We start from the raw sequence: 26310 nt of genomic DNA, 5'->3' as shown, positions 1-26310 counted from the left end.
ATAATAAAAAATAAACCGTAAGGTTTATATATTGCGTTAACCTCGCTCTAAAGAGCTTTGTTAAACCTTTGTTGCTTACGTTCCTTAACTAAATATTTGTCTTTATTGATCTTAGTTTTGCTGGTTCGGTTAGGTATGGGGATTATCTTGATCTTGAATGGCTTTTTATTCCATCACTAATCTTAGACTATGCAATCTTAGAGTTGTATCCAACATTAGTCTGTTTTAGAAAAAAATTTGTAGAATTTCTGTAGCACTTATAATTATGAAGTTGACTTCCACAATTTATTGATGATTCATGATGATTATAACAATAAAAAATGAAAACTATCTATATGGATAATGTCATAAAACGTAGATTGAAATTAGAACAAAAAAAAACTCAAATTATTACTGAAGAAGCAAGACTTAAAATTCAAGAAAGAAAAGCTCGTACTCGTCGTTTAATTGAAATCGGCGGCTTAGTTGTTAAAGCTAAACTTGATGATTTACCCACTAACAGTTTACTAGTGTCATTGCTAAAGTAAAGGGGACCACTAAATTGCACGAAAAAGGGACCAGAGAATTTGGTGTAACCTAATAAGGTTATAATGTGCAATATTCACTAGATAATTAATTAAAATAAATATCTAGTGATACAATGATAAGAATAAATATGTACACAACAATTATCACCCTTTATAAGCAAGGCAACAGTCAAAGAAATATTGCCAAACTAACAAGGATAGACCGTAAAACAGTAAGAAAAATAATAAATCGTTACGTAGAGTCTGGTACAGAATATCCTGCACCCTATGAACGATCTTCAGCACTGGATTCTTGGCACGAACAAATAATTGAGTTATTAGAAAAGAATCTAAGTTACATAAGAATTTTTGAAGAGTTAAAAATTCAAGGTTATACAAAAAGTTATGGTTCGCTAACCCGTTATATCAAAAAATATAAGATTCAGAATAACAGTTGCATTCGTTTTCATACTTTAGCAGGAGAGGAAGCACAAGTAGATTTTGGTGACATAGGCTTACAGTATAATGCCCAAGGGCGTAGAGTTAAAGCATATGTGTTTAATATGCGTTTAAGCTATAGTCGCCTTGATTATTATGAAGTAGTGTTTGATCAAAGTTGTAAAACATGGATACAATGTCATATCAATGCATTTAATTATTTTGCTGGTAGTCCAAAAGTAATAAAACTTGATAATCTTAAAGCTGGGGTGGTAGATAGCAATTTCTATGAGCCTGTATATCAGAAGGAATACAAACGTTTAGCTGATCATTATGGGATTTTACTTTCTCCTTGTCGTATATATCAACCTCAAGAAAAAGGCAAAGTAGAATCAGGCATAAAGTATGTCAAAAATAATTTTTTTGCTGGACGTAAATTTCATAGATATGAAGAATTAATACACGATCTTGCAAACTGGTTAAATAAAGCAAATAACCGAATACATGGTACTACTAAAAAAATTCCTCAGGAACTATTTGAGCAAGAAGAAAGTAATAATTTAATGCCCTTACCATTAGAAACGTTTGATTTATCATCGTGGCATAATCGAAAAGTAGCAAAAGATTGTCATATCACCATAGATAATAATTATTATTCCGTACCAGCAAAATATATATACAGTGAAGTATTGGTACAATTATCACCAAACCTTGTTCAAATATTTTCTATACAAAATGATTTAATAGCAAGGCACGTTAGAGTAGATGGCAAAGGAATATTTACCACTAATCCGTCTCATTATGCCAAATATAAACGTCTATGCCCAGGTTTTATAGAATATAGCGAACATTATCAACAACAAATGCAGCAGATAGGCAATAATTGCAGTTTATTATTAGAGTTATTACAACAAACACGAGTAAATGATTGGCAACGTTGTGCCAGAGGTATTATTTCTTTACGTAAGGTTTACAATGATGAGTTAATAGATAAAGCCTGTCATAGAGCATTACATTACGGTATAAGTTCTTACTCTAAAATTAAGAATATCTTAAATAGTAATGCAGTAAACTTACCATTGCCAGAGTTTGGAGGTCAGAATGCAGAACTTGCTTAATGACCTACGTAGTTTTAGATTATCAGGTATAGTCAATAGCTTAAATGAAAGGATTATTTATGCTCAAAATAATAAACTAGGATTTAAAGAATTTCTCTCACTATTATGTGAAGATGAAAAATCTCACCGTAAGGATAATAATTACCGTCGTCGTAAAAATGCTGCTAAATTACCGGTAACTAAAAATTTAGAAGACTTTGATTTTCAGTTCCAACCAAGTATTGATACCAAAGTAATAAGTGATTTATCTACTTGTGATTATATTAATACTAAGGGCAATGTCATATTCATAGGTAATTCTGGAACTGGCAAAACTCATCTTGCTATTGGATTAGCATTAAAAGCTTTAACACGAGAATACTCTGTATATTTTACTACGGTATCGGATATGCTTTATAATTTACATATTGCAAGAGCAGATAATAGCTATCACAAAAAAGTTAAATTACTCTTATCATTTGACTTATTAATTCTTGATGAGTTAGGTTTTAAGCAATTACCAAAACATTCAGTAGATGATTTTTTTAATATTATTGCTAAACGATATGAAAATAAATCTACCATTATCACCACAAACAAGGATTTTGAAAGATGGAATGAAATATTTGCTGATGAGTTATTAACTCATGCAATTATTGATCGAGTAGTACATCATGCACATATACTAAACATCACAGGTAAAAGTTATCGTATTAATAACTATAAATCTGGAGGTAATATGACATAAAAAATTTTAAATAAAGTGGTCCCTTTTTTACGTAATTTAGTGCTCCCTTTTTATTTGACAATGACAACTAGGAGCTTTTGTTTCTTTAAAAGAAAAATTAATACAAAATCCTAATATCCAAGATCACTGGACTAAAATCGGCAAAAATATTTTTGATCAAAAATTAAACAATTAACGTTCATTATCTTAATGGGACTGTTGAAAAAGTTTTAAGTAATTTAAATACATTATAGTAAAATAAATTAAAAGTTATACTATATATGCTTATTTATCAAAACTACAGTGGTTTATACAAACAAAATGACTACAAAAATACTTTTTCAACAGTTCGCTGATATTAATACACATAACACTTTCAGGAGTTTCGCATTTAGCAAAATTGCGTATCAGCTAAAAGCCATCCGATGGATAGTCCACTTTTCGCTTTTCGCATGTTCCGTTACGGCAATCCAAATGATGACAAAGATTCTCAAGTATCTGCTCATATGCAAGGAGTTGTGACATAGTCCAATTAAATCGACTCAAAATATTATAGGCATTATTGATGTTAATATTAATATAAGCTGTATTAAACCTATCATTAGAGAGTAACTTTCTTAATCTTGTTTCCTGTGTCTTTTTATATTCATCGTGGTTTGCTGTACCAAATTCTGCTATATTATGCATCTCTCTGCTACGTATTTGTATTTCTATATTACGTTTATAGATATTAATTATGACATGTAAGGAACGGTAGCCATTATCCTTAGGATTAGTAATATAGTCTTTAAACTTCTTTACATCAACAGAATAAATATTGTAAATAATATCTAATACTTTATAACAGTCTTCTTTTTTATTAACTATAATCCTAAAAGCAATTAGGTCCTTCAATTCTTTCACAGTGGTAGCTTTTTTTAATATCTTCTTTAAAACAGAACAAGGAGATTTTAATCTGTAATGTATTTCAGCAGCTATATTAGCTTTATATAGTTTAGTGCTAATAGCAGCTATGATATTATGTAAATCATTAGTATTTATACCTTGCATAATTAACATTTATAATAAATTATAATACGTTTGTTATAAAATAATCAGCTTTTGATCCCTGTAATTAACTATTAACTCCACATTAGTACACTAAACTCCATAAAGAGATATAACTCTTGGAACTTTACTTTTAAATTTATGGAGGGAAAAAGCTGATTATTTTACAGTAACTTAAGTACAATATTTAACTCCCTGACCTTACTAATTTGGTAGAATGTATTAAAACTTAAATTAGCATTATTACAACTCTTAAAAAAACAGTAAGTATTATACATAAGTAAAAAACACGTAGATATTAATGTAAAAATTTATCTATTAAAGACCTCTGAAAATAACTGAATTAAGTAGTCAATAATAAGAAAGAGATATTAATGAAGAGATTATAATCATTAAGAATTATTAGAATGGATATATTTACAGTTGTTGGAAGAGACAGATTAAGTAAAGATAATGTACTTAAGTTAGAACAAATAATTAACTGGAATCAAGTAAGTAATTATTTAAAGAACAGTAAACTGAGATCTGACTTAGAACCTGTCTTGAAAGACTAATTATCTAATTACATAGTACTTCAACATGTTACTTTTTTAGTACTATTTTATGTCTAAAAAATTTACATGTTTTAGCAAAATTACTGTTTTTTATATAGATTTTAAACTGTTTGTTATGAATTAGTGTATTATTGTTGTTATCAATCCACTTTCAAGACAGCCTCTTAGGCAGGATTGGTTATAGCGAGTGATTGTTATTTAAATGTATCCTATTAGGACAATTATATAATTTAACGTGAATAGCGAATTAAAATAAGTCAAGAATTAAGGAAAGAGTCGATAGACGGTTTGTTAGGTAGTAACTGGTAATTGATAAGAGAAGCGATCATGTGAGAGAAGGCATTTTTGACTGATCCATATATGACGATGTCTTTTAACCTTATAGAATAATAATAGTTTAAATAAATTAGATTTTATGGAAGATAAAGACTATGTGTCCGCAAGAAATATATGAAAAACATTTACGTGTAATTAACAATATTAGATTTACATCAAGAGAAATAGATGTAATAGCATGCATTATGCATGGGAAGAACATAAAAGGAGTAGCTAATTTTTTATCAAATGAGGATAAACAGGTTGAGACAAGAACTATTGAAAGTCATATTTCTAACATCAAACGGAAAATAGGAACAAATGTTCGAGAGGGCATTATAAACTTTGAGGTGGTACCCTTTGTCTAGACAAATTTTTTAAATTTTAGAGGTGTAATTCTCCTGTATTAATGTATTGGTTTTTCAAAGTAAAGTTTGCATTTTCTATGTCATATAGCCTCTTGATAATTTTCTAGTTTTTCTGCAAAATGTATCATTTCAGGTGTCTTATATTCAAGCGATTGATGAGGTCTTTGCTGATTATAAAATTCTATATAATCTCTGATAGCTATCTTTGCTTCACGTACCGTTTCAAGATCAAAACGATAAATCTTCTCTTGTTTCAAAGATCGCCAAAAACGTTCAATAAATACATTATCTAAGGCTCTATCTTTGCCGTCCATACTAATAGCTATGCCTTGTTGCTCAAGTATTTGAGTAAAATCTTTTGATGTAAATTGTACTCCTTGATCCGTATTAAAAATGTCAGGCTTGCCATGTATAGATATTGCTTCATTTAGAGCTTCAATACAAAAATCATTTTCTAAACTAATCGACACCCGCCAACTCAAAATATAACGACTATACCAATCCATTATAGCAACCAAATATACAAAACCTTGCTTTAATCTTATGTAAGTAATATCTGCACAGTAAACTTGATTGGAGCAAACCACCTCTATATTATTTAATAGATATGGGTATACTTTATGAGCCTGATTCCTACGGCTTAAATTAATCTTTGGGTATACTGCTTCAATACCAAGTATTTTATAATATTTTCTTATCATCTTACGACTAACATTTAACCCTTCGGATTTTAGGACATGAGACATTCTTCTAGTACCATAATAGGGATGCTCTGTAAAAATCTCATCAATTCTGTTCAGTACTCTATACTCCTTATCATCTAAGGTATTCCTAGCTCGGTAGTAGTAACTTGAGCGGTTTAAATCTAAAAGTTTGCATTGTCTTGCTATGGTTAAATTTGAAGCATAACTTATCATTTTTTTCCTAACCTCTAAATCCAAAGATACTAGATTTTTTTTTAAGCCAGTCTCTTTCAACTGTTAACTGGCCTATTTGCTCAAATAATGATTTAATTAAATCTTCTTGGCCGGTATCTTGTTGTTTAGATTTCGATTTAAATCCAGAAACCATAAAATCTAAAGCTTCTTTCTTCCATTTATAAATCTGATTAGCGTGAACACCATATTTGCTGGTAATTTGAGCTATAGTCATTTCTCCAGATATTGCTTCAATTGCTATTTTTGCTTTTTCTTCTGCACTATATTTTTTAACTTGTTTTTTCATTTTTTGCTCCTTTTCCTAGGAGATATTATACCTACTTTTCTCTATTTTCTTGTCTAGTTTTTGGGTACCATTATACTTTATGGAAAAGTCCGATAAATATAAACTAATACAAAGTTACTATTTAAGTTTATTAATTCAACAAGAATTTAAAAAAAACTTAAAGGAAATTTTAATATTAACAAAGCCTTATAATATATCTTTTTTTATTGTTTTGCAGATGCTAGGAAACAATGATTTAAACTGGATGATTTATAAGATACGTAGGGATTTACAACTTGTAGGCATAACAGTTTTTATAAAACTGCGAGAATATTCTGATAATGTTCCTATAGTTCTCATGCATAAGGGGACACATGGCGAAGATAAAAAGCAATGTACTATCTATGTTTTATCTGTAAATAAAACTAATATACCTAAACGACAATCTATTGTTATGTCTAATGATCAGGATATATCTAAAGTATTTTTCCTTACAACACAGGAAAAACAAGGTTTAGAATTTTTACCTAAGCGAACTAATTTTGAATATATTAATCTTTCTCTATCCAAACAATATCATTTTATTTTTTTAGAAATTATCACAAAAGTTTTTTCTAATACAAATGTAGAGAATATTATTGTTAAGTTCAGGGAAAGATATAATAATATTATGTCAAATCAGACTAGTTTAGTTACCCCTCACTCCTATTTGACAGACAAAAATATTCAAGCTAAAGTTAGGAATATTTATTTACCAATAGTTGGTGTATTGGTTTTGATTATTTGTGGTACTTATCTTTTAATATTTGACCCAGCTGTTAGAACAACGGTTAAAAGTCAAAAAGCAGAAATGCCTTACCTTAAACCACAAGAATCAATAATATTTCCTAAGAATGTGACTACTTGGAATATACCTAGACAAGATAACGTTTTTGTTGGTAGAGAAAAATTATTGAATAATTTACACAATAAATTACGTCAGAATCATACACCAGAAGGAATAAGTAATGTGGCAATTAGTGCATGTGCTGGACTTGGAGGAATTGGAAAAACACAATTAACTTTGCAATATGTCACGCACACAAAACATCCGTATACATTTAAAGCTTGGTTTCCTGCAGAGAACATTGATGATTTGTATAATAAATATATTGAATTCGCTAAGCTATTAGGATATACAGAAAACATCTATACAAAAGAAAACATTATCGCTTATGTTAAACAATGGCTAGTTGATAATCCAGGATGGCTTTTAATTTATGATAACGTAAATAACTATCGTGAAATTGCACCATTTTTACCAGAAACTGGGGGACATGTAATTTTAACAACTCGTCAACGTCATTGGCCAACAAAATTTTCAATATTGCCCATTGACGTCATGACAGAAGAAGAATCTATTAAAACAATAAAGACTTTAATACAGCGAAATGTGGCATTAGAAGAAGAAAATGCTATAAGGGAATTAGTAGAAATTTTAGGATATTTACCCTTAGCACTAGTACAAGCTAGTGCTTATATTAAGCAAAAACATATTGCTATTCCAGAATATTTAGACCTTTACAAGAAGTATGAATCAGAATTATTATCAGATAATTCTTTTTTAGAAGAGACAAATAATTATAGCTACCCAGTGGCAGTAATCTGGAACATTACCTTAGATGAAATTGTTAGAGATACTAGAATTAACAATGAACCACCAATAGCTATTGAACTTTTAATAGTATGTGCTTACTTAGCACCAGACAAAATCTCTCGAAAACTATTGCTTACATGGCTGCAAACTGCTCATCCTGATTTATCATCGCCAGAATTAACATTAAATAAACATATTGCTCTATTATGGCAATATTCCATGATCAATTATGATAACGATAATAATATTTCCCTCCATCGTCTAGTACAAACAGTTTTACGTCATCAGTTTGATAAGATACTAAATAAAAACAATAATATGTATCCTACCTTAAATTTAAGGTGGTTTGAATCCCTATTACAATTTTTTATAGATAATGAGCAAGAATTTAAACTAACTAATTCTTTTCAACAAATTATTGAAACTAGTCAGCACTTTAAAACTCAATTTCAGGATAAATATAATGAAAATCTTATAGCTAACACGGGAAGGTTTGTACCATTGCTGCTGTTATTGCATCACGAAAATCTTTAAAGTTTTTAATAATTTTTCTCAGGTAATTTTTAAAATTAGCCCAACAGTGTTCGATAGAATTTAAATCTGGAGAATAGACCGGTAGATAAATAAGAGTACAACCCGCTTTTTCTATTAATTCCTTTACCAACAGTGACTTATGAATACTCGCATTATCCATTATTACAAATTGTCCAGGTTTGAGTGATGGGCATAATAGCTCACCTACCCACTGATTAAATAATTGCTTATCAATATAACCGGAATGCTCTAATGGAGCAATTAATTCTTTGGTGCCCTCATTATAACCAGCAACTATATTTACTCTCTCAGTAGCAAAACCTCCTTGCTCTGCGTAAGATCTGGCTCCTCTCTCTGACCATCCGTACAACATGGTTATATTATTACTTACCCCCATTTCATCACAATACACAAGTTTGTCAGATGCTATTTTATCAATATATTCTACAAATTGTTTTCTGGCTTCTTCATTCCTGCCTTTGTATTTTGGCTCTTTTTTTTATATGTAATCTTCATTCTATGAAGCGTGTCATAAAATGTGCTCATTGGTAGCTCGGGTGCTACTACATCTCTTATATCTATAGCTCGGCTATCAGGATTCTTTGCTAAAAATTCAATTATATGCTCCTTATTAGTAAACCTAGCATCACGTCCACTTTGCATATGTTGTCTTGAGCTGTAGTCTCCATTTTCTTTATAACGTCTAATCCAATTTGATATCGTATGACGCTCTATACCCAATAAGTCTGATATTGCTTTTATTCTATATTTAGAAGTATTGTGCAGACTGATTACCCTATCTCTTAAATCCTGACTGTATGCTTTCATCTCTACCATAATTAAAAGCTTTATCTTATATGATTCTAAGGAATAATGCTAGTCGCGTTAGCTATATACCTGGTATAGATGTTAATCGCTTATATTGTTCTAACTCACCGGCTAGTATTTTTAATCTTTTTTCTAGTTCTATTATTTTATTATTACTATTTATAAATTCCTCTTTTAACTCACTAAATGTTTCGTAGCTAAGATCACTTAAAGCTCCACTATCTAAGATTTCTGTTAATTTGCTGATAACTTTATTTATCCCTTGTGGAATAATTAAGCCAAATTCATATAATAGTCCTCTAATCTCATTTGCTAATGCAGTACGATTCCTTACTAACCTTGCTCTTATTCTATGAATTGATAAAATATCCTGCTGCTCTACACTTTTGATTGGTACAAATCTCATATTTGGTCTTGCTACTGCTTCGCATATTGCTTCTGCATCAGCTTGGTCATTCTTATTAGTTTTTACATATGGTTTTACAAATTGTGGTGCTATCAATTTTACCTCATGCCCTAATTTTGTTATCTCTCTTGCCCAATAATTAGCTCCGCCGCAAGCTTCCATTCCTATTAAACATTGTGGTAAGTTAGCTATAAAATTCAATACTTGATCTCTTGTCAATTTTTTCTTTAATATTGTCTTCCCGTCTTTATCTACTCCATGAATTTGAAAATTTCTTTTTGCAATATCTATTCCTATTGTGGTAACTTCCATTTGTGGTCCTCCTTATTGTTGTTTAGGATTAATTTCCTATTCTAGAACAATAATACATTTTTATTGATTCTTTATATAGGGAGGTCCATACCATTAGTTTTGGTCCATTGATCTTGAATATTTGGATGTTGCATTAATTCGTTTTTTAGAGAAACCAATGCCCCTAGTAAACTATTAGGTGGTAAACAGTCGAGCTTGGCTTTAACAACTAACCCACCCATTTCTATCAAACGACGGGTACGAGCTTTTCTTTCTTGAATTTTAAGTCTTGCTTCTTCAGTAATAATTTTAGCTTTTTTTTGCTGCAATTTTAATCTACGTTTTATGACGTTATCCATATAAATAGTTTTCATTTTTGATTGTTATAATAATCATGAATCATCAATAAATTATGGAAGTCAACTTTATAATTATTAAGTGCTCAGAAATTCTGCAAATTTTTTCTTGAATAGATCAATGTTGAATACAATTTTTAAGCTTGCAAAGTCTTGGCATAGTGCTGAAATAGAAAACCATTCAAAATCAAAATATCCCCATACCTAACCGAACCAGCAAACTAAGATCAATAAAAACAAATAAAGATGATCGTTATTTATCAGCTATGTAAAAAAGGAATAAATAAGGAGGTTGGTACTTGTTGCATAAACAAAGAAGAGCGGGTAGGTAGGCACTTAGCGTGCTTTCCTCCCAAAGGTAGGGTCGAGCAATGGCGCGGTAAGTCAGTAGCTCCCGTTTCCATCACCCGCCTCGTCAAACGTAACGTACAGATTTCCCGTATTACGCTTTCCTGATAACTTCTTATCATTGCCTATGACCTATCCGCTGTTATTGCTTTCAAAGGTCTGTAATATCGAATTTGGTAATCGTTATATAACCCCATCTTCTCATACAAATCTCTCCTACTCCACCTTTCCCAGCCGAAGCCTTTCAATCCTCGTGATTTCATTAAATGGCGTCTTACTTTCTTCTCTACCCAGTCTCTTACATATCCAAAACAACGGCTAGAGTTACCAATCCTAAAGTAGTTTATCCAACCTCGTAATATCGGGTTGATAAGGTATGTTATTCTATCAACTGGTTGCGATATAAACTTGCGGAATATCTCTTTTAGTTTTGCTAGCAGGGCAGTTCGCGCTCTCATTCTAGGCGTCTTCTGGATTCCAATTTTACCTTGCTTAGTTTTCGCTCGTCTAAAATCAAATCCCAGAAAGCTAAATGTTTCACCATTCTTTAGATCAACTGTCTTTGTCTTCTCTTCGTTTAGTTCAACCTTTATTTTCAACAATTCTTGTCTTAGCCTTATATTGATCGCTCTCTCTAACCACTGCCATTTTCTATAGCCATCAATTAGTATGATCAGATCATCAGCCCATCTAACGTACTCTATATGGTCATAGCCATCTCTTAGCTTACTCACTTCCTTTGCTCTTTCTAGCATTTTATCTACTTCATTTAAGTAAATATTGCTTAAATGCGGTGATAGTGGCCCGCCTTGAGATATGCCTCTTTTTCCACCTGCTTTGACTATCAATTTTAGTAGCTTCATAACATCTTTGTCATTTACACGCTCTGCTATCTTGTTAAATAGCTCAAGGTGAGCAATCGTGTCAAAGTAAGAGCGTAAATCTACATCTATTACTCTTGTCTTCTCCTTAATTGCTGCTACTGTAACTTTTTCTATAGCCGCAGCTGCAGTCCGTTTAGGGCGATATCCATATGATCCAGGTTGGAAGTCAGCTTCAAATATTGGTTCTAAAATGAGCTTTAGTGCTCCTTCTACCACTCTATCTTTGATAGTTGGTATGGATAACTTCCTCACTTTATTCCCATTATCTTTAGGAATTACCTTGACCCTTTTCCTTTCAGGATAATAGGTTCTGGCTTGTAATTCTGTTTGTATGTTTTCTAGAAATTGTTCAACCCCCGCTAACTCTATCATTTCAAAGGTAACACCATCTATTCCAGGTGCCCCCTTATTATGCTTAGCTAGCTTGTAGGCTTCTCTTAGTGTTTCTATCTTACATACATGAACATATAATCCCCAAAATCGCCATTGCTTTTCAGCTTTAGCTTTGATGTATATTTTCCTTCTCAGGTCTTGTAATTCTATAGACGTTTTTATCATTCGTCTTTCACCTCCCTTGTTGTTGGAATAATGTTATCAGTAGGGTGTCTTCGCTCCACAGGCATTACTCTGCTTCATTGCTAATACACACCCATCCGCCATCCTCTCATCTTCAATTCATTTCCTAGTTTTGCTAGTTATAGAATTTACCTTGCTCCAAGAGCTTTCTTCCTGGGATGAGTAGGACTTCTCCAGTCACTTAATATGTCCTTATTATCATGCTGCCACTCCCACCCCGCCGAAGTGTCCAATTGTATCAGTTAGTTTTCAATTGAACATATTGCCTTCACTCTACGGTCGCTAGTTCGGCCTTCGGGGCTTCGCACTTTCGGGGCCACCTATGTGTTCGCTCTCGCTGCGGCCTGATAATTCGCTCTTACCCTATAGGTAAGTTTGTCGATAGGTTCCAACATCTTGATTTCTCGCCATGCTGCTATCCTAGCTATAGATCTCTAACTTTTAATCTAGTAGGGTTACCTCCTACTGAACATACCAGTTTCTCTGGACACACAACCGTACAAGCATATTGCTATGCATACGGCTCAAGCAATTTACTAACAGCTGCAATTAGTTGGCCTCGCTTGCTATGTACTTGCCTATGACAGTTTGTATGCAATAAGCACAAATTGTTAATATGGTCAGTGCCGCCACATCTTGTAGGTCTTTTATGATGGACTTGCACATTTTCTCCATTATCTATTGAATCTAAACAAACAGAGCATTTACCTTCTTGTCTACGCCAAAGAATCTGTCTGGTTTTAAAGAAGTACTTTGGTTTACTAGCTTGACGTTTTTGCCAGTATTCCTTAAGTTCTGGATTATCAGGAGATGCTTTGCCTTTAACTAGAATATGCCTTTTGATTGCTGTCCATTGTAATTTCCATAGATATAGATCTTTACTTTTATCCATAAAGACCCAATGATCATTTCGAGCTTTGATTCTGCCCCAATACTTCTCTTTAAGCCACCACCAGTATTTATTAGGATGTCTTCTATAAGCAAATCTTGCTTGTCGCATCCACATCCAACGATCTAGTTGGATAAAAGTTCTTTTGGCTATAACTTTGTTAAAATAACTGCACCATCCCATTATTCTAGGATTAAGGTTTTCAATTATCCTATCAATTTCCCATGAGAAGCTTCTTTTCCATTCAATCATTATTCGCTTTTTAAATGATTTAATAGTATCTTTGGATGGTTTAACTAGTAGTGTTATACCTCTTCTTCTACTCTTGGTATTATATTGCCGGATATTAAATCCCAGAAAATCAAACCCTTCTTTAATATGAAGTATCTTAGTCTTTTCTTCTGATAATGCTAATCCTCTAATATTTAACCAATCGTTAATTATCTTCTTTGCTTTAATACAAGAGCTTTCAGATTTTGCACAAACTATAAGGTGAGTGGACCGAAGGAACCTCCCCTCCAGTCTCTCGCAGAACGGTGCGTAAACCTCTCAGCTTACACCGCTCCCATTATCCAAACCTTGATCCAAGGCCTAACCTCCAATGAACAAATAGTCTAGGTTCACGCTTTCGTACACACCCTAACCAATTCCTTGCTCGTTTCTTGTAACCTTGGAATCTTTTGTATTTCCTCATTACCCAACGTGTTAGAAAACGCTCCATGTTACGTAAAAATGGATACATAGCCGATTTATAATATCGTCCATAATAATTTACCCATCCTTGTACATGTGCATTAAACATCCTCGCTAGGTCAGTAATAGTTTTATCACTTCGCAGATGTATTCTCCAACTCCTTATCTCCTTTCTGATACGGTTTGCAGCTTGCTTGCTAATTGCAGGTGTAAAGTTAACAAAAGTTTTATCATATTTATTCATTGACAATCGTGGTCTAAATGTATAGCCAAGAAAATCAAAGCTTTCATGCTCATAAGAGCCTCCCCGATCATCATCTTTACAATACACTATTTTCGTCTTTTCTGGATGTAGTTCAAGACCACACTCTTTTAGTCTAATCTTAATCTCCTCCAGTACTTTCTTAGCCTGCTTTTGTGAACTACAATGTGCTAAAATATCATCTGCAAAACGTTCAAACCTTACTTCTGGATAGTTCCTTCTCATCCAATCATCAAATGCATGATGCATGAAAATGTTTGCCAACAAAGGACTCGCTACTCCTCCCTGAGGAGTACCAGACTTCCTTTCTATCAGTTCTCCACTCTCCAATTGTAAAGGGGCTTGAAGCCACCGCTCCACATAAAGATGGATCCACTTTTCTTCGCTATGGAATCTTATGGCTTTCATCATTAATTGATGATCCAAACTATCGAAGAAATTCTTGATGTCCAGATCAATACACCAATCTTGCCTCCAACATCGCTGCCTTGCTACTCCAACTGCATCCAATGCCGATTTCCTAGGACGATACCCATAAGAATCTTCATGAAATATAATGGACTGAAAAACCTGAACAAAAAAATAGTTAGATTTGCTTGGAAAGAAGTTAGAATAGAAAAAATAACTTAAGAGGTAAAAATGACTAAGAAACAGGTTCGGAATTTCAGTGCCGAAGAGAAGACAAGGATAGTGTTAGAATTATTAAAAGAGGATGTAACATTATCACAGCTATCGTCTAAATATGAGGTTAGTAGTAATAGTATTTCTCATTGGAAGAAGCAATTTTTATCAAATGCAGCGATAGCATTTGAACCAGCTAAGGTAGTGAGTGAATATCAAGAGGAAATTAATAAACTCAAGGAGCAGAATGACGAGCTGGCAAAAGCATTAGGGAAAGCTACGGTAGAGAGGGATTGGGCAGTGGGAAAGCTAAGAAGCTTGGATTTATCAAATAGAAAGAGTCTTGTCGCATCCAAGCTAGAACAGTTACCTAAGACAAGACAATGTGAATTACTAGGAATTAGCCGTTCTTCGGCGTATTATAAAGAACAGTCGCTTAGTAACTATAATTTAAATATATTAAATAGAGTAGACGAGATATATACGGATAATCCAGAATTTGGTTATCGTTATATATATCAGCAATTATTAGCAGATGGTTTTAAGATAGGTCGGGATCGTGTGCTAAAATATATGAGATTAATGGGTATTGAAGCGATATACCCTCATCGGAAGAAAGTAACTACTATAAAAGATAGTGAGCATAGAATCTATAGTTATTTGCTTGATAAATATTGGACTAAATCAGGAAAAACTAAAAATGTGTGTGTTCCTTATACTAATGAAGTTTGGAGTGGTGATATAACATATATTCGCACTAAAGGCGGTTTTATGTATCTAGCAGCCATTATAGATTGGCATAGTAAAACCATATTAAGCTATAAACTGTCAAATAGTATGGACTCAGCATTAGTAACTGATGTATTGCAAGAAGCATTAAATAAATATCCAGCTCCAAAAATATTTAATAGTGATCAAGGTAGCCAATATACTAGCCATGATCATACGCAAATGCTTAAAGATCATGATGTCAAAATATCAATGAACGGTAAGGGTAGAAGTATTGATAATATTGTTATTGAGCGTTTCTTTAGGACTTTAAAATATAATTGTATATTTATTAATGACTATCAAAATATAGTGGAGCTTAAAGAAGGGATTGATAATTATATCAGTAAATATAATTACAGAAGGTTCCATTCAAGTATTGGGTATAAAAAACCTATGAATGTTTATCTGGATTACATACAAAATTATGAACAAATGGCAGCCTAATTTTTAACAACATTACCAACTAAACTGATGATTTTTTTGTCTTGATTTTTCAGTCCATTATAAAATTTTGGCTCCACTAATTGCTCAAGCTGGTCTTTAACCACTGCTTGTGCAATTCTATCTGCCACAGTTGGAATACCTAACAAGCGTTTGCTACCATCTGATTTTGCTATTTCTACCGCCTTTACAGGTGGAGGAAAATACGTACCAGATGACATCCGGTTCCATAACTTATAAAGGTTATCCTTTAGGTTTAATGCAAAATCTTCAATTGATTCTTCATCAACCCCATAGGTACCTTTGTTCGCTTTAACTCTTTCCCAAGCTGCCATTATACTTTTCTTGGAAATACAAAATGGTTTTGTTTTATTCAATTTAGCTCCTCCCAATTATTATTAGTTGACTAATCAATAAAACGGATAACTCAGCCCCTTTGCTCCACTGCCTTTCAACAGCTTCATCACTACTACGAGCCAATCCGCCCCTATGTACTGCTTTGGTACTCAGATACTCATGGGTCTTCCACTTGCATCGCTCCCTTTGCATCAATACACAGGTTCCCACGTTCCACATAAGAGCCTAAACCAAGTTCATGCCACCTCTATGCCGGAGACCACTTGACCAGTAAACAGGTTCCCGTCAAATTTATCCTGAGTTAACGACTACCCCTCAGTTTTGATCTCATCTATACGCTTTTGACACTTCAGCAATGGTTTAATCGCTTCATCTCCTTGATTCTTACCTGATACCTTGCAAGGTACCTTTTCTCTAACGCTCACCACCTTGGCTCTTAACCAACGCAGCTTAGAGTGGTTTGAAGCCTCTTCCTGTAAAGCGGCTTCGGAAGGCCTACTTCCATCTCTTATATAGTTACGCACAAATTCAATTTACACTTATGGCTTCATGTAACTTCCTTTGCACTCGTGGCACACTATCATCACAATATCTGATTAGTTCAACATAGCCTTTAGCTTTTGGTTTAACAACTTTCCTAAAACATAATGTAAATAGATATTTGCAAGAATTGGGTTTGCCACTGAGCCTTGCGATGTACCTTGATCGCTGGTACTAACAACACCATCCTTGATTACTCCTGCTTTTAAAAGCCTTCTTATTAGCCATATAAAATTCTTGTCTAATATTCTCTCTTCTAAACACCTTTGCAACCAGTAATGATTTATGTTATCGTAAAATTTTCTAATATCAACTTCTACAACATAGTTAATTGGCTTTTTCATTACTACTGTATCTAACGCTTTTATTGCTGAATGACAGCTTAAGTTAGGCCTGAATCCATAAGAGCACTCTAGAAAATCTTGTTCATATATTGCTTCTAATAACTTCTTAACTACTAGCTGCACTAATTTATCTTCAACTGTCGGAATGCCAAGCCCTCGCTTTTCTTTACTATTAGCTTTAGGTATTTCTACCCGTCGTACAGCATTGGCTCTATAGCTTTTATCCTTCAGTCTATGTAGCAGATTGTCTATATTCTCTTCAAGATTCTTGCCATATTCTTCAACTGTTACTTCATCTATGCCACAAGCTCTATTTTTCTTTAGCTCCTTGTAACATTCAATAAGATTTTCCTTATTTACATGATGCACTAATGCCGTAAATTTTAGTCTCTTATCTTCCTTAGCTTTCGCAGATATAAGTTTAAGTTTACTTTCCATTCTACTCTCTAACCTCCGTGTATTAGTGAATTAAGCGTACTTAAACTAACGCTATATTGCTGACCACTTCCCCATGTACATGGCTTTCCCATGCTCAAAGTACTATTAGTCAGTCCGACTTCCATTGTATCTTCCTTTAATCCTTGCTCTTGACAGCTTGTTTCAAAGTACTCACTTACGTAAGAATACAATGGATCTCCTAGGTTTAGATAAATTCCATCTTGTATCGTGTCGTGGCCTGAGACTCCGGTAGAGCAATAGTTGCTTGCCTTATCGCAACTACACATTCTGCTTTCCATGTGATACAACATGTCAACCTCTACAATATTGTACATTTCGGAGCTTATATCCTTCACTTGCGTTACAACCCAATACATCCCGCCTTTCAGCTTCACATAATTCGTTACCTCCTTACATGTGAGATTTGGTTCTACGCTGCTGGCTAAACTTTACGTAGATTGGATTCTCACCAACTGTAATTTATCCACTTCGCCTAGCACCCAAATCAAATTACTTCTATTGAAGAAAAAAAAGCTTTAATTAATGAGTATAAAACCTCTCTTCAAGATCTTAACAAACAAAACTTTCAAAACTTACAAAAACAGCAAAGTAATTTAAGAGGAAGAAAAGAGGTAACTAATGTTGAAGAACATAAATTAGTAAAAGAAGGAATAGTGACAAAAGAAGAAATAGAACCTTATTTAAGTAATTATGACTTACTATGCACCTTAGCAGAGCATAGTCATATGACTGATGATGGAGTTTCTTTGGTAAAAAAGCTATTTGAAGCAGCTCGTAATTTTTATCCTGATAAGCCTTTACAAGGATTGAAAGATTTAATGGATATACCAGACGAAAAATCAGTGGATTTATTAAAAGATAATATTTTAAAACTGCTTAGTGACAAACAAATTAGCTTTATTGATATAAACTATTAACCCACCAATTAAATACCTGACTTAAGAGGCATATTTAACATCATCGGCTTGGAACAATTTTTGTATATGTTTAGGATTGTTCTGTAAGCAACGTAAATAAGATTTAAGATTGTATTTTAACTCATCTTTTGTAAGAGGTATATGTTTTCTATTTACATTTCTTTTTAAGTCATTATTTAAGTATTCATCTGGATTATGTTGTGGAGTATAAGGAGGCAAAAAAAACAAAGAAATTTTATCTTTATGCTTATTTGTCCAGCTGTATACTTTTTTACTATGATGTACTTTTAAATTGTCTAATATTAAAAAGATCTTCCTTCTTGCAGATTTCACTAATCTTCTTAGAAATTCTATAAATATATCTGTTTTTAGTGTATCTTCATATAACATGAACCTTAGTTTACCATTGTTCGTAACAGTTGATATCATATTTATAGTGAGGTGGCCCAATTTGTCTAGACTAAAAATTAAGATTTATGAGATATAAATTGTATTATAATTTTACTCAATAATTTTTGTAGAATACACCTGTTCTGGAGTGAGATATTCTAATGACTGGTGCATTCTTTTTCTATTATAAAAATTTATGTAATCAGTTATAGCATTTTTTGCCTCCTTGACAGTATTTAAAACCATCAAATATATTTTTTCTTGTTTTAATGAACGCCAAAATCTTTCTATAAATACATTATCTAGGGCTCTGCCTTTACCATCCATACTGATTTTGATTTCACGTTTAATTAGTTTATCTGTAAAATCTTTTGATGTAAATTGAGAACCTTGATCTGTATTAAAGATTTCAGGCTGACCATATTTTATTATTGCTTCTTCAAGTGCATCAATACAAAAGTCACTTTCTAAACTAATAGACACCTTCCAGCTCACAATATAACGACTAAACCAATCAATAATTGCTACCAAATATACAAATCCTTGTGCCATTCTAATATAAGTGATATCTGTACTCCATACCTGATTTACTTTAATAATTTCAACTCCTTTTAAAAGATATGGATATATTTTATGAGCTTGATTGCGCTTACTTAAGTTCATTTTAGGATAGATAGCTTCAATAGCCATTATTCTATAATAACGACTTACTGCCTTGCGACCAATTGTGATGCCCAATGGTACAAGGTGCTCAGACATTCTTCTTGCTCCAAAGTAAGGATGCTGTGTGTATATTTCATCAATCACTTGCATTATTTTTAAGTCTTTTTGGGTTAAGCCTTGTGGCTTGTAATAATAGCTAGATTTGTTAATAAACAGTAGAGTACATTGCCTAGCGATACTTAGATTACTACACTCTTTATCTACCATATTTTTTCTAATTGCCAAGTCCAAACAATGTAGATTTTTTTTTCAACCAGTCACGTTCAACAGTTAACTGGCCTATTTGTTCATACAATTGTTTTATTAAATCCTGATGATCTGGATCCTTAGATTGTGGCTTAATTTGAAAACCACTAATTAAATTTTCTATACCTCTTTTCTTCCATGCTTGTATTTGTGTCGGATGAACTCCATATTTGCTACTAATTTGAGCTATTGTCATTTCAGCTTTTATTGTTTCTAAAACTATCTTTGTTTTTTCTGCTGCACTATATTGTTTTGCTTTTTTGGACATATAATTTCTCTTTTGTATCTGAAAATTATATCTCATTCTAGCATTTTAGTAGTCCAGTTTTTGGGTACCATTATAACATCTGATTGTTTTTCTCCTTTATCAATTGCTCTTAATGCAACTTTTCTTAAAGCTGCTTGTGCACTCGTTGATAATGTCCTAAAATCTTCTTTTTTTAGCATTATTTCATTCTAACATTATATTTTAGTATTTGCAACTATTATGTCAGGTATTTAATTGGTGGGTTAATATATAGAAAGCAGAGAATTATATAAAATAAATGAGATAGATATAAAATCTAATTTTAAACTTATAGAATGCGTTATTGCAGGTATCTGTCCTTTAACTTTAAGAAAACTTATTGAGCTTGGCAAAATAGATAATTTTGATAAAAAAGAGTTAGAACTAATAGCTGCATTCTTTGAAAAAGATACCAAAAATTTAAGTAACTATCAAGGAATTAAAATATCTAATGAATTAACTAAGATATTATTGGGATTGCATGAAAGTCAAGATAGTACAATATATGAACTCATAGAATTTATATTAGATGATCTTATACAATTTATAAACGTTACAGAGTTAGGAAAAGAGATTTTTCCTATAGCTACATTTTTTGATAAAAATGATATCATACGAACATTAATGGAAGAAAAAATAGATTTCTATTCTAGATCTGTAGATAATAAAGTAATAGTTAATTTTGATGAAGACATATTCAGATATCTAATAAATCTTGAAGAGTTTGATATTAACGCAGAAGATGAAAATGGTAATACACTTTTACATGTAGCTATTGATCAGGGAAAAACTGAGGTAGTTAAATTCCTAACTTTATAATGGTACCCAAAAACTGGACTACTAAAATGCTAGAATGAGATATAATTTTCAGATACAAAAGAGAAATTATATGTCCAAAAAAGCAAAACAATATAGTGCAGCAGAAAAAACAAAGATAGTTTTAGAAACAATAAAAGCTGAAATGACAATAGCTCAAATTAGTAGCAAATATGGAGTTCATCCGACACAAATACAAGCATGGAAGAAAAGAGGTATAGAAAATTTAATTAGTGGTTTTCAAATTAAGCCACAATCTAAGGATCCAGATCATCAGGATTTAATAAAACAATTGTATGAACAAATAGGCCAGTTAACTGTTGAACGTGACTGGTTGAAAAAAAAATCTACATTGTTTGGACTTGGCAATTAGAAAAAATATGGTAGATAAAGAGTGTAGTAATCTAAGTATCGCTAGGCAATGTACTCTACTGTTTATTAACAAATCTAGCTATTATTACAAGCCACAAGGCTTAACCCAAAAAGACTTAAAAATAATGCAAGTGATTGATGAAATATACACACAGCATCCTTACTTTGGAGCAAGAAGAATGTCTGAGCACCTTGTACCATTGGGCATCACAATTGGTCGCAAGGCAGTAAGTCGTTATTATAGAATAATGGCTATTGAAGCTATCTATCCTAAAATGAACTTAAGTAAGCGCAATCAAGCTCATAAAATATATCCATATCTTTTAAAAGGAGTTGAAATTATTAAAGTAAATCAGGTATGGAGTACAGATATCACTTATATTAGAATGGCACAAGGATTTGTATATTTGGTAGCAATTATTGATTGGTTTAGTCGTTATATTGTGAGCTGGAAGGTGTCTATTAGTTTAGAAAGTGACTTTTGTATTGATGCACTTGAAGAAGCAATAATAAAATATGGTCAGCCTGAAATCTTTAATACAGATCAAGGTTCTCAATTTACATCAAAAGATTTTACAGATAAACTAATTAAACGTGAAATCAAAATCAGTATGGATGGTAAAGGCAGAGCCCTAGATAATGTATTTATAGAAAGATTTTGGCGTTCATTAAAACAAGAAAAAATATATTTGATGGTTTTAAATACTGTCAAGGAGGCAAAAAATGCTATAACTGATTACATAAATTTTTATAATAGAAAAAGAATGCACCAGTCATTAGAATATCTCACTCCAGAACAGGTGTATTCTACAAAAATTATTGAGTAAAATTATAATACAATTTATATCTCATAAATCTTAATTTTTAGTCTAGACAAATTGGGCCACCTCACTTTTATAAAAATCTTGAAGTTAATACAAAAGATTTAGGAGGAAATTCTCCTTTACATCTAGCTATTAAGAGTAGTAACCCTGAGATAGTTGAAATGTTACTTTCCTGTGAAAATATTAATGTCAATGAAAAAGATAAATATGGAGATACTCCTTTACATAAAGCTATACGTAGTTACAACCATAAGATAATTGAAATGCTACTTCTTTGTGAAGAGATTGATGTAAATGAAAAAGATAACCAAGGAGAGACTCCTTTACATGGAGCGGTTAAGAGTAATAGACCTGAGATAGTTAAAATGCTACTTCTTCGTAAAGAAACTGATGTAAATGAAAAAGATAACCAAGGAAAGACTCCTTTACATAAAGCCGTTGATAACGATAAGCCTGAGATAGTTAAAGTGCTACTTTCTCGTGAAGATATTAAAATTAATGAATTAAACAAAGGTAAAGAAACCGCTTTATTGATAGCTTTTTCTAATGAAAAAACTAATATAGTTAAAATGCTACTTTCTCATAAAAACATGGATACTAAGCAAAAAGAAATATTTAGTTTTCTAGAAATTTCTAGAGAAGATGAAGCTAAAACTCCTATAAATGATGGAGTATCAATTTTAGGAGCATCAGAAGCAGAAAGTTACGGTGAATCACTACATAATAAGGATGCTTCTTCTTACAGCTTATAATTAAATTCAACTGCATTAACCCAATCTTTATAATACGAATGAATACAGGATAAGGTTTTTTAAAATCTTATCCTATACTAGCGTTTATAAATTCTTAAATTGAAATTATTTTCTTAATTGACTATATTATTTTTACTTGATGAGAAATAACATGACCAAAGAGAAAAAGCACTATATTTGTTCTAATTGTGGGAATACTAGCCCTAAATGGTCGGGGCAGTGCTTTGATTGTGGGGTATGGGGTAGTATTGTTGAAGAAAAAGTAATTTCAAATAAGAATATTGCCAAAATAGGAAGTAAACAAGATTTCGAACAATTATCTAGTAATGTAACTGATCAGGTGCGTATTTCTACGCCAATTGGTGAGTTAGATAGGGTCCTAGGCGGCGGTTTAGTACTCGGTTCAGCTATATTAATAGGCGGCGATCCTGGTATTGGAAAATCTACCTTATTGTTGCAGCTAGTTGCCGGCAGTTTTGCTTCAAAAGTAAAATGTTTATATATAACAGGTGAAGAGTCGCTTGATCAGATAAAGCTAAGAGCTTTAAGACTAGATTTAGTTAATGATAAAACAAATATTTTAGCTGCTAATAATTTAGAAGATATTATAGCAAGCCTTGAGGCGAATAAAGGTAATATCGATTTAGTGGTTATCGACTCTATTCAAACAATTGCAACACGGGAACTATCTTCCCCTCCTGGTACTGTTTCCCAAATTCGTACATGTGCTCATGAGTTTGTTAATTATGCCAAGCAAAATAATATCATTATTCTACTTAGCTGTCACGTAACCAAAGATGGGCAGTTAGCAGGTCCTAAATTGCTTGAGCATTTAGTTGATACTGTACTATATTTCGAGGGTGATCATAATAACCATTTCCGTATTTTACGCTCTTATAAAAACCGTTTTGGCGGAGTTGGGGAAATAGGTGTGTTTGAGATGAGCAGTAGCGGGCTTATCGAGGTCACTAACCCATCCGAGTTATTTTTGATGAAGCGAGAGCAAAATGTGATAGGTACAGCAATTTTTGCTGGAATCGAAGGTTCAAGACCACTACTTATGGAAGTGCAAGCTTTAATAGTGCCGTCAAATATGGTAACGCCTAGACGCTCTGCTGTCGGCTGGGACGTTAACAGGTTATCAATGATACTTGCGGTATTAAGTAGCAGAATAGGACTAAATCTTGCCAATTATGAAGTATATTTAAGTATTGCAGGCGGACTTAAAATAAACGAACCTGCATCAGATTTAGCGGTAGCAGCTAGCCTTATTTCCGCAGCTACAAATAAGCCTCTACCGGAGCATAGCGTATTTTTTGGTGAAATAAGCCTATCGGGTGAAATAAGAAAAACTGCCAAAGCCGAAGCAAGAATAAAAGAGGCTTTAAAGCTTGGATTTAATAATATTATTTGTTCCAGGTCAGAAAATTTAACTCATGATTTTATATCTTCAATAGCTCACTTAAAGGATTTGAAATTATTGTTAGGTAGTTCTTAAAATGTTAAATCTGTCATTATGCTTAAAGGTTGTTATATGTATCAGTCTTAACCATTTTCACCCCATGACGGCATTGCTTGCGTGGATCATTTTCCCCTATCACCTTGTGGCTTGCTAACTAGGTCTATGAGTTTTGTAAATGAATCTAATAAAAAAATTTTTAATAATATCTATAATTCTAATTCCAACTTTGGTACTAGCAAATACTTATCGGCAGATAAATTATAAAATAACCCCTTTAAATGATCGTCCTGTTTCCGCTATCAAGGTTGAAACGGAAATAATAGGCGATATCGACGGTGAAGTTATTTTAGATTTACCATATGCTTGGGCTAGTGCTTCTTACTATCAGCAAATCAAAAATGTTAAGCTAGAATATCCGATCGGGAAATTAAAATTTAGAAATCAAAACTCTAATGAAGCTATTTTTAATATAGGAAAAATCAATATTATTCGTTTAAGCTATGAAATATACCAAAAAACCGGTAACCCTTCAAAAGTTCATGAGACTATAATTAGACAAAATTTAATCCATTCACCCGGTTGGGGACTTTTTGCTACTCCTAGAGATCTAAAGAAAGAGGATATAGTAGAATATAATGTTGAGTGGAATAATATTCCCGAAGCTTGGCAGGCTATATCCGATTATGGTCTTGGTAAAAATATCAAGTTTAAAGCTACGCCAATTGGGCTATATGATGCTATTTATGCGGCAGGAGATTTACGTATTTATAAAATAGTTAATAAAAAAAATCCTGTTTATCTTTCTTTGCATGGTCAGTTCGATTTGAAAGACCAAGAAATAGCTTCTTATACAAATAAAATTATTAAAGGTCAGCGAGCATTTTTTCATGATAATGATTTTCCATATTATTTAATAAGTTTAGTTGAGGGCGATCAACCAATGCATATGGGCGGCACAGCCTTAACTCATAGTTTTACCGCTTTTATTCCACAAGGTTTGAATAAGCAGGATTATACGACTTTACTTGCTCATGAGCATTTGCATAATTGGATAGGTAAGAAAATACGTAATACTTCAGATTTAAATTATTGGTGGAGCGAAGGATTTACTGATTATTATTCTAGAGTTTTGGCTTTGCGTTCTGGAGTTATAACTGTGGAAGAATTTGTAGAAGAATTTAACCAATTTTTTAAGGATTATTATTTATCACCAGTAATAAATGAACCTAATAGCAAAATTGAAGAAGATTCTTGGAGAAATTACGCCGTAAGTAAATTGCCTTATTATCGTGGATTTATTTTTGCACTTTATCTAAATAACCTTATAAAAGAGAATAGTAAAAGTAAATCGTTAGATAATGTTATGCTTGATTTATTTAAAACAGCAAAGCAAAAAGAATTTTCTACAGATTATTTTAAACAGATCACTAAAAATTATATTCCAAAAGGAATAGATAAAGAAATAAACGAATATATAGAGCAAGGTAATACTATAGATTTAAGTGATGTAGCTAAAATATTACCGATTGAGAAAACAAAAATGGGGGCGTATGATCGTGGTTTTGATAGAGATGCTTTATTAAATAATAATATGATAAAAAATATTGATGAAAACAGTAATGCTTATAAATCGGGTTTACAAAATGGTGATGTAGTGATAAATTATGACTTTCCTAAATGGGGTGCTCCTGATCAGATCGTTACAATCAAAACTGCTAGAGGTGAATTTAAATATAGACCCGAAAGCCCAAACAAAAAGGACATATACAGGTTCAAACCTGATTTATCTAAAGAAGATAAGCTGAAAATCAAAAATTTTTTTAACAGTTAATACTCCTTTCTATCGATTCTAACGAATTTTTAATAGTACCAGATAGTTTTTATTAGGTTTTCAAATCGTCATTGCGAGCGAATGAAATGAGCGTGGCAATCCAGGAAAAATAATTAAAAATACTAATTTTATTAGTATTTTTAACTGGATCCCGTGAATAAATCACGGGATGACAGGGGAAAATGATTCACGCAGGCAAA

Annotated in this window: 26 protein-coding genes and 4 pseudogenes; 14 read left to right on the top strand and 16 right to left on the bottom strand. The window is 32.4% G+C overall.

What is annotated here, in order from left to right; all coding sequences use genetic code 11:
* Positions 1–335: 335 nt before the first annotated feature.
* The 4 genes and pseudogenes from AAGD54_RS01905 to traD form a co-directional block, all read left to right on the top strand.
* Positions 336–509 (top strand): annotated as a pseudogene (locus AAGD54_RS01905) (conjugal transfer protein TraD); the annotation flags it as partial.
* A gap of 146 nt (positions 510–655) precedes the next feature.
* The gene (istA, locus tag AAGD54_RS01900) at positions 656–2062 is read left to right on the top strand and encodes an IS21 family transposase (protein WP_341794291.1); all 1407 of its coding nucleotides are present in this window, start codon (positions 656–658) and stop codon (positions 2060–2062) included.
* Positions 2046–2789: an IS21-like element helper ATPase IstB gene (gene istB, locus AAGD54_RS01895; protein ID WP_341794290.1), complete on the top strand. Its 744-nt coding sequence runs from the start codon at positions 2046–2048 to the stop codon at positions 2787–2789. The genes istA and istB overlap by 17 nt, the downstream gene beginning before the upstream one ends.
* Before the next feature lie 70 nt (positions 2790–2859).
* Positions 2860–2961: pseudogene (gene traD / locus AAGD54_RS01890) on the top strand (conjugal transfer protein TraD); the annotation flags it as partial.
* Positions 2962–3179: 218 nt separating this feature from the next.
* On the opposite strand, the gene AAGD54_RS01885 reads toward traD, so the two are convergent.
* Complete coding sequence (locus tag AAGD54_RS01885) at positions 3180–3818, bottom strand: bifunctional (p)ppGpp synthetase/guanosine-3',5'-bis(diphosphate) 3'-pyrophosphohydrolase (RefSeq protein WP_341794868.1); 639 nt, start codon at positions 3816–3818, stop codon at positions 3180–3182.
* A gap of 982 nt (positions 3819–4800) precedes the next feature.
* Here AAGD54_RS01885 and AAGD54_RS01880 point away from each other — a divergent pair.
* Complete coding sequence (locus tag AAGD54_RS01880; protein ID WP_341794867.1) at positions 4801–5052, top strand: helix-turn-helix transcriptional regulator; 252 nt, start codon at positions 4801–4803, stop codon at positions 5050–5052.
* Positions 5053–5132: 80 nt separating this feature from the next.
* Here the strand turns inward: AAGD54_RS01880 and AAGD54_RS01875 are convergent, their stop codons facing one another.
* Both AAGD54_RS01875 and AAGD54_RS01870 read right to left on the bottom strand, forming a co-directional pair.
* Complete coding sequence (locus AAGD54_RS01875; RefSeq protein WP_341794232.1) at positions 5133–5969, bottom strand: IS3 family transposase; 837 nt, start codon at positions 5967–5969, stop codon at positions 5133–5135.
* A gap of 7 nt (positions 5970–5976) precedes the next feature.
* Positions 5977–6276 carry a transposase gene (locus AAGD54_RS01870; protein ID WP_045812944.1) on the bottom strand — a complete coding sequence of 100 codons (300 nt, stop codon included), beginning with the start codon at positions 6274–6276 and terminating at the stop codon, positions 5977–5979.
* 79 nt (positions 6277–6355) lie between these two features.
* On the opposite strand from AAGD54_RS01870, the gene AAGD54_RS01865 reads away from it, so the two are divergent.
* The gene (locus tag AAGD54_RS01865; RefSeq protein ID WP_341794866.1) at positions 6356–8425 is read left to right on the top strand and encodes an NB-ARC domain-containing protein; all 2070 of its coding nucleotides are present in this window, start codon (positions 6356–6358) and stop codon (positions 8423–8425) included.
* Here the strand turns inward: AAGD54_RS01865 and AAGD54_RS01860 are convergent.
* The 7 genes and pseudogenes from AAGD54_RS01860 to AAGD54_RS01830 form a co-directional block, all read right to left on the bottom strand.
* Entirely contained in the window at positions 8370–8864 is a 495-nt protein-coding gene (locus AAGD54_RS01860) for an IS630 family transposase (protein WP_341795144.1), read from the bottom strand. The two genes, AAGD54_RS01865 and AAGD54_RS01860, sit on opposite strands and share 56 nt — an antisense overlap.
* Before the next feature lie 5 nt (positions 8865–8869).
* Positions 8870–9262, bottom strand: coding sequence for an IS630 transposase-related protein (locus tag AAGD54_RS01855; protein ID WP_341794381.1), 393 nt, complete (start codon positions 9260–9262; stop codon positions 8870–8872).
* 55 nt (positions 9263–9317) lie between these two features.
* Positions 9318–9971 (bottom strand): annotated as a pseudogene (locus AAGD54_RS01850) (IS110 family transposase); the annotation flags it as partial.
* A gap of 71 nt (positions 9972–10042) precedes the next feature.
* Complete coding sequence (locus tag AAGD54_RS01845; RefSeq protein WP_341794865.1) at positions 10043–10309, bottom strand: conjugal transfer protein TraD; 267 nt, start codon at positions 10307–10309, stop codon at positions 10043–10045.
* A 470-nt stretch (positions 10310–10779) separates the two neighbouring features.
* A complete protein-coding gene (ltrA, locus tag AAGD54_RS01840) occupies positions 10780–12096 on the bottom strand; it encodes a group II intron reverse transcriptase/maturase (RefSeq protein WP_341794864.1) in 1317 nt (438 codons plus the stop codon).
* Positions 12097–12625: 529 nt separating this feature from the next.
* Positions 12626–13255 (bottom strand): group II intron maturase-specific domain-containing protein, encoded by a 630-nt coding sequence (locus tag AAGD54_RS01835; protein ID WP_341794863.1) that lies wholly within the window; start codon positions 13253–13255, stop codon positions 12626–12628.
* 316 nt (positions 13256–13571) lie between these two features.
* A complete protein-coding gene (locus AAGD54_RS01830; RefSeq protein ID WP_341794862.1) occupies positions 13572–14468 on the bottom strand; it encodes a reverse transcriptase domain-containing protein in 897 nt (298 codons plus the stop codon).
* A gap of 129 nt (positions 14469–14597) precedes the next feature.
* On the opposite strand from AAGD54_RS01830, the gene AAGD54_RS01825 reads away from it, so the two are divergent.
* Positions 14598–15794, top strand: a complete 1197-nt coding sequence (locus tag AAGD54_RS01825) for an IS3 family transposase (RefSeq protein WP_341794861.1) — start codon at positions 14598–14600, stop codon at positions 15792–15794.
* On the opposite strand, the gene AAGD54_RS01820 is transcribed toward AAGD54_RS01825, so the two are convergent.
* Positions 15791–16168 carry a hypothetical protein gene (locus AAGD54_RS01820; protein ID WP_341794860.1) on the bottom strand — a complete coding sequence of 126 codons (378 nt, stop codon included), beginning with the start codon at positions 16166–16168 and terminating at the stop codon, positions 15791–15793. The two genes, AAGD54_RS01825 and AAGD54_RS01820, sit on opposite strands and share 4 nt — an antisense overlap.
* 576 nt (positions 16169–16744) lie before the next feature.
* Positions 16745–17470 (bottom strand): reverse transcriptase domain-containing protein, encoded by a 726-nt coding sequence (locus AAGD54_RS01815; protein ID WP_341794859.1) that lies wholly within the window; start codon positions 17468–17470, stop codon positions 16745–16747.
* Positions 17471–17973: 503 nt separating this feature from the next.
* Here AAGD54_RS01815 and AAGD54_RS01810 point away from each other — a divergent pair.
* Positions 17974–18402: pseudogene (locus AAGD54_RS01810) on the top strand (hypothetical protein); the annotation flags it as partial.
* A 27-nt stretch (positions 18403–18429) separates the two neighbouring features.
* Here AAGD54_RS01810 and AAGD54_RS01805 read toward each other — a convergent pair.
* The 4 genes from AAGD54_RS01805 to AAGD54_RS01790 all read right to left on the bottom strand — a co-directional run bounded on the left by AAGD54_RS01805 (position 18430) and on the right by AAGD54_RS01790 (position 20214).
* Positions 18430–18837, bottom strand: coding sequence for a transposase (locus tag AAGD54_RS01805; protein ID WP_341794858.1), 408 nt, complete (start codon positions 18835–18837; stop codon positions 18430–18432).
* A gap of 72 nt (positions 18838–18909) precedes the next feature.
* Positions 18910–19728 carry an IS3 family transposase gene (locus AAGD54_RS01800; protein WP_341794310.1) on the bottom strand — a complete coding sequence of 273 codons (819 nt, stop codon included), beginning with the start codon at positions 19726–19728 and terminating at the stop codon, positions 18910–18912.
* A gap of 7 nt (positions 19729–19735) precedes the next feature.
* Positions 19736–20035 (bottom strand): transposase, encoded by a 300-nt coding sequence (locus AAGD54_RS01795; protein ID WP_341794311.1) that lies wholly within the window; start codon positions 20033–20035, stop codon positions 19736–19738.
* A gap of 32 nt (positions 20036–20067) precedes the next feature.
* A complete protein-coding gene (locus tag AAGD54_RS01790) occupies positions 20068–20214 on the bottom strand; it encodes a hypothetical protein (protein ID WP_341794857.1) in 147 nt (48 codons plus the stop codon).
* 310 nt (positions 20215–20524) lie between these two features.
* Here AAGD54_RS01790 and AAGD54_RS01785 point away from each other — a divergent pair, with 310 nt between their 5' ends.
* The 6 genes from AAGD54_RS01785 (at position 20525) to AAGD54_RS01760 (ending at position 26110) form a co-directional block, all read left to right on the top strand.
* The gene (locus tag AAGD54_RS01785) at positions 20525–20872 is read left to right on the top strand and encodes an ankyrin repeat domain-containing protein (RefSeq protein WP_341794856.1); all 348 of its coding nucleotides are present in this window, start codon (positions 20525–20527) and stop codon (positions 20870–20872) included.
* Positions 20873–20942: 70 nt separating this feature from the next.
* The gene (locus AAGD54_RS01780; RefSeq protein WP_341794311.1) at positions 20943–21242 is read left to right on the top strand and encodes a transposase; all 300 of its coding nucleotides are present in this window, start codon (positions 20943–20945) and stop codon (positions 21240–21242) included.
* Between the two features lie 7 nt (positions 21243–21249).
* Positions 21250–22068: an IS3 family transposase gene (locus tag AAGD54_RS01775; protein WP_341794310.1), complete on the top strand. Its 819-nt coding sequence runs from the start codon at positions 21250–21252 to the stop codon at positions 22066–22068.
* 50 nt (positions 22069–22118) lie between these two features.
* A complete protein-coding gene (locus AAGD54_RS01770; RefSeq protein WP_341795159.1) occupies positions 22119–22817 on the top strand; it encodes an ankyrin repeat domain-containing protein in 699 nt (232 codons plus the stop codon).
* Between the two features lie 151 nt (positions 22818–22968).
* A complete protein-coding gene (gene radA, locus AAGD54_RS01765; protein ID WP_341794855.1) occupies positions 22969–24315 on the top strand; it encodes a DNA repair protein RadA in 1347 nt (448 codons plus the stop codon).
* Between the two features lie 139 nt (positions 24316–24454).
* Positions 24455–26110 (top strand): M1 family aminopeptidase, encoded by a 1656-nt coding sequence (locus AAGD54_RS01760; protein ID WP_341794854.1) that lies wholly within the window; start codon positions 24455–24457, stop codon positions 26108–26110.
* The last annotated feature ends 200 nt before the right edge of the window (positions 26111–26310 follow it).

Source organism: Rickettsia endosymbiont of Rhinocyllus conicus, assembly GCF_964026465.1.
Taxonomy (GTDB): Bacteria; Pseudomonadota; Alphaproteobacteria; order Rickettsiales; family Rickettsiaceae; genus Rickettsia.
Note: the sequence above shows the minus strand (reverse complement) of the source record. Positions and strands in the feature narration are given on the sequence as shown.

Coding starts and splice junctions, on each gene's coding strand:
- istA (WP_341794291.1), top strand. CDS start 656: ATGTACACAACAATTATCACCCTTTATAAGCAAGGCAACAGTCAAAGA.
- istB (WP_341794290.1), top strand. CDS start 2,046: ATGCAGAACTTGCTTAATGACCTACGTAGTTTTAGATTATCAGGTATA.
- AAGD54_RS01885 (WP_341794868.1), bottom strand. CDS start 3,818: ATGCAAGGTATAAATACTAATGATTTACATAATATCATAGCTGCTATT.
- AAGD54_RS01880 (WP_341794867.1), top strand. CDS start 4,801: ATGTGTCCGCAAGAAATATATGAAAAACATTTACGTGTAATTAACAAT.
- AAGD54_RS01875 (WP_341794232.1), bottom strand. CDS start 5,969: ATGATAAGTTATGCTTCAAATTTAACCATAGCAAGACAATGCAAACTT.
- AAGD54_RS01870 (WP_045812944.1), bottom strand. CDS start 6,276: ATGAAAAAACAAGTTAAAAAATATAGTGCAGAAGAAAAAGCAAAAATA.
- AAGD54_RS01865 (WP_341794866.1), top strand. CDS start 6,356: ATGGAAAAGTCCGATAAATATAAACTAATACAAAGTTACTATTTAAGT.
- AAGD54_RS01855 (WP_341794381.1), bottom strand. CDS start 9,262: ATGGTAGAGATGAAAGCATACAGTCAGGATTTAAGAGATAGGGTAATC.
- AAGD54_RS01845 (WP_341794865.1), bottom strand. CDS start 10,309: ATGGATAACGTCATAAAACGTAGATTAAAATTGCAGCAAAAAAAAGCT.
- ltrA (WP_341794864.1), bottom strand. CDS start 12,096: ATGATAAAAACGTCTATAGAATTACAAGACCTGAGAAGGAAAATATAC.
- AAGD54_RS01835 (WP_341794863.1), bottom strand. CDS start 13,255: ATGATTGAATGGAAAAGAAGCTTCTCATGGGAAATTGATAGGATAATT.
- AAGD54_RS01825 (WP_341794861.1), top strand. CDS start 14,598: ATGACTAAGAAACAGGTTCGGAATTTCAGTGCCGAAGAGAAGACAAGG.
- AAGD54_RS01815 (WP_341794859.1), bottom strand. CDS start 17,470: ATGGAAAGTAAACTTAAACTTATATCTGCGAAAGCTAAGGAAGATAAG.
- AAGD54_RS01805 (WP_341794858.1), bottom strand. CDS start 18,837: ATGATATCAACTGTTACGAACAATGGTAAACTAAGGTTCATGTTATAT.
- AAGD54_RS01800 (WP_341794310.1), bottom strand. CDS start 19,728: ATGGTAGATAAAGAGTGTAGTAATCTAAGTATCGCTAGGCAATGTACT.
- AAGD54_RS01795 (WP_341794311.1), bottom strand. CDS start 20,035: ATGTCCAAAAAAGCAAAACAATATAGTGCAGCAGAAAAAACAAAGATA.
- AAGD54_RS01790 (WP_341794857.1), bottom strand. CDS start 20,214: ATGCTAAAAAAAGAAGATTTTAGGACATTATCAACGAGTGCACAAGCA.
- AAGD54_RS01780 (WP_341794311.1), top strand. CDS start 20,943: ATGTCCAAAAAAGCAAAACAATATAGTGCAGCAGAAAAAACAAAGATA.
- AAGD54_RS01775 (WP_341794310.1), top strand. CDS start 21,250: ATGGTAGATAAAGAGTGTAGTAATCTAAGTATCGCTAGGCAATGTACT.
- radA (WP_341794855.1), top strand. CDS start 22,969: ATGACCAAAGAGAAAAAGCACTATATTTGTTCTAATTGTGGGAATACT.
- AAGD54_RS01760 (WP_341794854.1), top strand. CDS start 24,455: ATGAATCTAATAAAAAAATTTTTAATAATATCTATAATTCTAATTCCA.